This is a genomic window from Nocardioides lacusdianchii, from assembly GCF_020102855.1.
Lineage (GTDB): Bacteria > Actinomycetota > Actinomycetes > Propionibacteriales > Nocardioidaceae > Nocardioides > Nocardioides lacusdianchii.
Genome location: NZ_JADHZD010000030.1, coordinates 20,917 through 27,708, shown reverse-complemented (window position 1 = coordinate 27,708; position 6,792 = coordinate 20,917). Strand labels below are relative to the sequence as shown.

Sequence of the window (6,792 nt, the reverse complement as noted above, 5' to 3'; positions counted from 1 at the left end):
CTTACGAGGTGCTCCTCTTGAGCGGTTGGAAGTCGGCGTCGCAATCGACATCCTCCCTGCTCAGGAGGGCATTCTCGTTCTACGCCACACTCACGACGCTCGCCGCGGCTGGTGGATCTGGGCTCAGGCGAGCCTGAACTCCACCGAGCGCGACGCCGGATCGGCCTGCACCAGCTCGACGGTGACCTCCTCGCCCAGAGGCAGGTCGCCCTCGCCCCGGACCCTTGCCTCGATGGCGGGCTCCTCGATGGTGATGTCTCCCCGCGACGCGTCCTTCTCGTCCACCTCGACGACCACGGCGGCGAAGCTCTCGCCCACCCGGTCGTGCAGCAGCTCGGCCTCGCAGAGGTTCACGATCGCGTTCTCGTACTGGTTGGCGCGCCGACCGGACTCGCGCATCGTGTCGGGCAGCTCGCCCATCGCCGCTATCACCCACTCGGGCACCTCGGTGCCCGCGCACAGCGCCACGCACACCTCGCCGGCGTAGCGGTCGACCAGGCGCCGCAGCGGCGCGGTGACGTGGGCGTACTCCGATGCGAGCGCGGAGTGCTGCGCCTGCTCGGGCAGCTCCCCGTTGAAGGTGACGTAGCCCGCGCCGCGCAGCAGGCGCGTGCACGCGACGATCATCGCCGCGTGCGTCGGGCGCGACGGGTCGAGCGTACGGACGAAGTCGGGGTAGAGCTGCTCGGCGGGCCAGGGGATGCCGAGGGCACGGGCGGTGCGGTGCAGCCGCTGCACGTCGCGGGGGTCTGCCGGCGGGAGGGTGCGCAGGACGCCCACCCGGGCGTACACCATCAGCGACGCGGCAGCCATCCCGGTGAGCAGGGAGATCTGGGCGTTCCACGTCTCGACCGGCGTGAGCCGGCGGAACTCCAGCTCCCAGTGGCCCTCGCCGGTCTCGACGAGCTCCTGCTCGGGCAGTGGCAGCGAGACGCCGCCGCGGGCGGCCTCGCGCGCCAGCCGCAGCTCGCCGACCTCGCGCAGCAGGCCGATGACCTCGCTCTCGCGACCCGCGTCGACGTCGGCCTGGACCGCGTCGTAGGACAGCTTCGCGCGCGAGCGCACGAGGGCGCGCTCGACCTGGACGTCGGTGCCCTCGCCGGTGTCGTCGACCTTGATGGTCCACAACAGCGCCGGGCGCACCTGGTCCGGCAGCAGGGAGGCCGCGTCCTCGCTGAGCACGGGCGGGTGCAGCGGGATCTTGGAGTCCGCGCCGTAGAGCGTCTCGCCACGCCGGTTGGCCTCGACGTCGACCGGGTCGCCGGGGGCGACGAAGGCTGCGACGTCGGCGATGGCGTAGTGCACGACGTAGCCGCCGGGGGCGTCCGGATCACGCTGGATGTGGAGCGCCTGGTCGAGGTCGCGTGCCGACTCGGGGTCGATGGTGACGAAGGGGATGTCGGTGCGGTCGAGGTCCGGGAGCCGCGGATCGGCGGCCGCCTCGGTGGCCGCCCGTTCGACCGCCTCCGGGAACGCCGCGGAGACCTTCATCTCCGCCTGGATCGCGGCGATGCCGTCGCGCATCTCCTGCGCGGTGACGCTGTCGCCGCTCGAACGGACCTTCACCACGCGGTTGCTGGGCATACCCCTGACCCTAGCCACAGTCGCCTTCCTGACGCTGCCTACGCTTGCGCGCGTGCTGATCCTGCTGCCGCCCAGCGAGGGCAAGTCCGCGCCGCGTCGCGGCAAGCCCCTCGACCTGGACGCCCTCGCCGCTCCCCGGCTCACCCCCACCCGCAACGAGCTGCTCGAGGCCCTGACCCGCCTGTGCAACGAGGATCCCGACCGGGCGGCCGACGTGCTCGGCCTCGGCGCCACCCAGCGCGACCTCGTCGAGCGCAACGCCGGGCTCCGCACCGCACCCACGGCCCGCGCCGACGCGATCTACACCGGGGTCCTCTTCGACGCCCTCGACGTCGCCACCCTCTCCCCCGCGGCCCGTCGCCGCGCGACCTCACGCCTGGCCGTGACGAGCTCGCTGTTCGGCATCGTCCGCCCCGGCGACCGGATCCCGGCCTACCGGCTCTCCGGCGACGCCGTCCTGCCCGGCGTGGGCCCGGTGGCGGCCGCCTGGCGCGAGGTCCTCGGCGAGGCGGTCACGGACGCGATGCGCGGCGGCCTGCTCGTCGACCTCCGGTCCAGCACGTACGCCGCCTTCTGGCGCCCCGGCAAGGACCTGGCCGGCCGCGTGGCGACCGTGCGCGTGCTCCACGAGTCCGAGGGGCGGCGCACCGTGGTGAGCCACTTCAACAAGGCCACCAAGGGCCGCATCGTGCGCGCGCTGCTGGAGGACGGGGCCGATCCGCGCACGCCGGCAGCCCTGGCCGAGGCACTGACCCGCCTCGGCTGGACCGTCGAGGTCGGCGAGCCGACGCCGAAGGGCACGCAGCTCGACGTCGTCGTGACCCAGGTCTGACAGGCGTCGATCAGCGCAGCGGGATCACGTCGGTCGCCTCGAGCGGGTCCATCCCGCACAGTGCCAGCAGGTCGGCGATGATCGAGCGCACCTGCGCGAGGATCACCTCGGCCGACAGGTCGTGGCTGTGCTCGACCGTCGCGGTGGCCCGCCCGAGCGACACGAGGTCGTCGATCACGGCGGTCGCCATCCGGTTGGCGACCAGCTCGTCGGCCACCCGCTCGGCGAGCTCTGCCAGGTCGCGCATCAGGGCGGCGTACGACGCCGGGACGGGCTCGCGGCGGTGGCACGCCACGGCGACCCGGCGTACGACGACGCGGGTGTTGCGCAGGGCCACGTCCAGCGGTTCGACGAGGTCCGCGAGCTGGCGCTGGTGCTCGCCGTGGCGTCTGCGGAAGGGCGAGGAGCTCACCACCGACAGGCCCTCCTCCGACGCCGCACGCAGCTCCGAGATCAGGACGTCTGTGGATCGGGCGTCGCGCAGCATCGCGAGCGCCCGCTCGGCGTCGCCGTCGCCGAGCCGGTCCGACGACGACCGCAGCAGCTCGGCGATCTTGCGCACGACCACCGCAGCCTGGTCGCGCGGCCTGCGCAGCGGTGCGCGCGGCACGACCGTGGCTGCCACGAGCGCCACGGCGCCGCCGATGAGCGCGTCGGTCCAGCGCACGAAGGCGTCACCGGGAGCCGGGGCCAGGGCCGCCACCACGATGCCCTGGACGGCCGCCTGGATGAGGAGCAGCTGCCCGGCGTCGAGCAGCAGCGCGATCGACATGCCCGCGGCGACGATGAGGGCGATCTGTGGTCCGCCCGAGCCGATCAGGTGGGTCGTCGCGTCGCCCAGGAAGACCCCGAGCGCCACGCCGACCGTGACCTCGGCGACGCGGCGCTGGCGCTGGCCGTAGGACATCCCGAGCGAGACCACGGCCGCGATCGGGGCGAAGAACGGCAGCCGGTGGCCGAGGACGTCGGCGGCGAGCCACCACGCGACGCCCGCCGCGATCGCGCACTGGCCGATGACCCAGGCCTTGGACCGCAGGCGCGCGACCCGGGCCCGCAGGGACGTCCGGCCCCGCGCGGCCATCAGTTCCGCGTCGAGGCGCATGCTCGAGCGGCTCTCAGAGTCCCGACTCGTCGGTGCGCACGAGGATGCGCTGGCACTCCTCGCACCGGATCACCTCGTCGACCGGGGCCGACCGGATCCGGGAGAGCTCGGAGGCGTCGAGCGTCATGTTGCATCCGCCGCACTGGCGGGCGCGCAGCAGGGCCGCGCCGATGCCCTTCTGCTCGCGCAGCCGCTCGTAGAGCGCCAGCAGGGCGTCGGGGATGCCGTCGACGGCGGGGCCACGGGCGGCGGTGACCTCGGCGAGGGACGCGTCGATCCCGGCCTGCTTCTCGTCGCGGGCGGCGACGAGCTCGGCGAGGCGGGCGTCGATGTCGTCGGCGCGGATGCCCAGGCCGTCGAGCACCTGCTGGGCCTCCTCGAGCTTCTCCATCACCTCGAGCTCGGCGTCCTCGAGCGTGGAGATCCGGCGCTCGAGCGAGACCAGCTCGTGCTGCATCCGCTCGAGGTCCTTGGGGTTCGTGATCTGCCCGGTGTCCATCCGGTTGCGGTCGCGCTCGCGCCGCGTCCTGACCTGCTCGACCTCCCGGTCGGCCTTGGCCTGCTCGACGGTGAGGTCGTCGACGACGATGCGGGCGTCGCGCACCTGGTCGGTCAGCGCGGTGCGCTCGGAGGTCAGCGCCGCGATCTCGGCGAGCTCCGGGAGCGACGCGCGCTGGTGGCGCAGCTGGGCGACGCGGCGGTCGAGCTCAGCGACGTCGAGCAGCTGGACCTGGTGGGTGAGATCGGCCTTCAACGGCTCTCCTGGGACTTCAGTAGCGAAACGACCACGGGTCGGTGCACTGCGTGCTGACCCGGGTGTCGACCCTATCGCCCGTCGCCCCGCGCAGCCGAGCCTCCACCACCGGGAGCCACGTCCACTCCGCGGCCCAGTGCGCCACGTCGACCAGCGCCGGGCCGTCGTGCTCGAGGAACTCCGCCGCCCGGTGGTGGCGCAGGTCGCTGGTGACGTAGACGTCGACGTCGCCGTGGGCCAGCTCGTCGAGCAGGAAGTCCCCCGACCCGCCGCACACCGCGACCCGCCGCACCACCCGGTCCGGGGCCCCCGCGACACGTACGCCGTGCGCAGTCGCCGGCAGCGACTGGCCCACCCGGGCCGCGAAGGCCTCGAGCGACGTCTCCTCCACCGTCCCGACGCGTCCGGTGCCGGTGGCCGCCCCCTCGGACGCGGGGAGGATCGGCGCCAGGTCGCGCAGGCCGAGGGCGAGCGCGAGGGCCTCGGAGACGCCCGAGGAGGCCTGGTCGGCGTTGGTGTGAGCGGTCAGCAGCGCGCAACCGCCGGAGGTGAGCGTGTGGAGGGTGCGGCCCTTGGGCGTGGTCGCCGCGACCGAGCTGACGGGCGTGAGGAAGAGCGGGTGGTGGACCACCAGCAGGTCGGCACCCCACTCGACGGCCTCGCGCGCCACCTCGACGGTCGGGTCGACCGCGAACATCACCTTCGCGACCTCCACCGACGGGTCGCCGGCCACCAGGCCGACGGCGTCGAAGGAGTCCGCGCTCTCTGGCGGGTACCAGGCGTGGAGCAGGTCGACGACGTCAGCGAGCGTGGGCATGGCGCCAGTATCCGGGGGTCAGTTGACCTGCCGCTCCTGGCCCTCCCAGTAGGGCTGGCGCAGCTTGAACTTCTGCAGCTTGCCGGTCGCCGTGCGGGCCAGCTCGTCGCGGAACTCGATCGACGTGGGCGCCTTGTAGCCCGCGGCCTTGTCCTTGCACCACGCGATCAGCTCGGCCTCGTCCGCGCTCGCCCCGTCGGCGAGCACGACCAGCGCCTTGATGGTCTCGCCCCACTTCTCGCTCGGCACGCCGATCACCGCCACCTCGGCCACGGCCGGGTGCGAGAACAGCACGTCCTCGACCTCGATCGACGACACGTTCTCGCCGCCGGTGATGATCACGTCCTTCTTGCGGTCGCTGATCGTGAGGTAGCCGTCCTCGCCGATGACTCCGCCGTCACCGGTGTGGAACCACCCGTCCACCAGCGCCTTGGCCGTCTCGTCGGGCCGCTCCCAGTAGCCCTCGAGGATCACGTTCGAGCGCGCCAGCACCTCGCCGTGCTCGTCGGTGCGCAGGCGTACGCCGATGGCGGGCGCGCCGGCCCGCACCAGCTTCGCGGCCCGCTCCTCCGCGGACAGCTCGTCCCACTCGGCGCGGCTGCGGTTGACGGTCAGCAGCGGTGAGGTCTCGGTGAGGCCGTAGATCTGCACGAACTCCCAGCCGAGCTCCTCCTCGACCCGGACGACGGTCTTCGTCGGCGGGGGCGCACCGGCCATGATGATCCGGACCCGGTCGCGGCCGGGGATCTCGCCCTCCCAGTCCTGGGCGGCGTCGAGCACGGCGGCGGCGACGGCGGGCGCCGCGCACATCACGGTCACGCCGTGGTCCCTGACCCGGCGCAGGATCTCCGCGCCGTCGACCTTGCGCAGCACGACCTGCGGGACGCCCAGGCCGGTCATCGCGAACGGCATCCCCCAGCCGTTGGCGTGGAACATCGGCAGCGTGTGGAGGTAGACGTCGCGGTCGGTGACGCCCGCGTGGAGGCCGAACGTCACCGCGTTGGTCCACAGGTTGCGGTGCGTGAGCTGCACGCCCTTGGGCCGCGCGGTGGTGCCGGAGGTGTAGTTGATCGTCGCCGTCGCGTTCTCGTCCGGCTCCCACGCCCGCGGCTCAGAGCCAGGGGCCGCGAACATCGACTCGTCTTCGCCGAGCACGAAGCGGTGCTCCACGTCGATGCCCGACACCGACTCGACCAGCTCGGGGTCGACGTAGAGGACGCGTGCCCCCGAGTGGGCGACGATGTAGGCGATCTCGTCGGGGCGCAGCCGGAAGTTGATCGGCACCAGCACCCGGCCCGACCCGCACACGCCGAAGAACGACGTCAGCAGCCGCGCCGAGTTGTGGCTCAGCACCGCGACCCGCTCGCCGACGTCGATGCCCAGCTCGTCGAGCCGGGCGGCCTGCCGCTGCGCGAGGGCGTACGCCTCGGCGTAGGTCAGCGTGCCGAGCGAGGCGGCCGGCTGGTCGGGCTCGTCGATGAAGCCCGGGCGCTCGCCGTAGACGGCGGCGGCCCGCTCGATGAAGTCGGTGACGCTGAAGGGGACGATCACGGCAGCTCCCTGGTCCGGTGAGGTGTGGCACCGCCACTGTGGCATGCACCACAACCTCCGTACGACGACTCGGCGCAGCAACTGCGACGGACGGCACCCAGACGTCGGTGAGCGGACATGAGAGGTCTCTCATCCGGCTCTCATCCACGTTC

At 73.0% G+C, this 6,792-nt stretch carries 6 protein-coding genes; 1 reads left to right on the top strand and 5 read right to left on the bottom strand.

The annotated features are described in order from the left end of the window. Positions 1-123: 123 nt before the first annotated feature. Positions 124-1,584 carry an RNB domain-containing ribonuclease gene (locus IRX98_RS22000; protein WP_224280432.1) on the bottom strand — a complete coding sequence of 487 codons (1,461 nt, stop codon included), beginning with the start codon at positions 1,582-1,584 and terminating at the stop codon, positions 124-126. A gap of 52 nt (positions 1,585-1,636) precedes the next feature. Here IRX98_RS22000 and yaaA point away from each other — a divergent pair, with 52 nt between their 5' ends. Beyond that, the gene (gene yaaA / locus IRX98_RS21995; RefSeq protein WP_224280430.1) at positions 1,637-2,416 is read left to right on the top strand and encodes a peroxide stress protein YaaA; all 780 of its coding nucleotides are present in this window, start codon (positions 1,637-1,639) and stop codon (positions 2,414-2,416) included. 10 nt (positions 2,417-2,426) lie between these two features. Here the strand turns inward: yaaA and IRX98_RS21990 are convergent, their stop codons facing one another. Genes IRX98_RS21990 through IRX98_RS21975 form a run of 4 tightly spaced genes read right to left on the bottom strand, consistent with a single transcriptional unit; the run spans position 2,427 to position 6,640 of the window. Beyond that, positions 2,427-3,518: an FUSC family protein gene (locus tag IRX98_RS21990; protein WP_224280428.1), complete on the bottom strand. Its 1,092-nt coding sequence runs from the start codon at positions 3,516-3,518 to the stop codon at positions 2,427-2,429. 13 nt (positions 3,519-3,531) lie between these two features. Further along, positions 3,532-4,272, bottom strand: a complete 741-nt coding sequence (locus IRX98_RS21985; protein WP_224280427.1) for a zinc ribbon domain-containing protein — start codon at positions 4,270-4,272, stop codon at positions 3,532-3,534. Between the two features lie 16 nt (positions 4,273-4,288). Further along, on the bottom strand, positions 4,289-5,089 hold the full coding sequence (locus IRX98_RS21980; RefSeq protein ID WP_224280425.1) for a Nif3-like dinuclear metal center hexameric protein: 801 nt from the start codon (positions 5,087-5,089) through the stop codon (positions 4,289-4,291). 18 nt (positions 5,090-5,107) lie between these two features. Next, positions 5,108-6,640, bottom strand: coding sequence for an AMP-binding protein (locus tag IRX98_RS21975; RefSeq protein ID WP_224280423.1), 1,533 nt, complete (start codon positions 6,638-6,640; stop codon positions 5,108-5,110). Between the last annotated feature and the right edge of the window lie 152 nt (positions 6,641-6,792).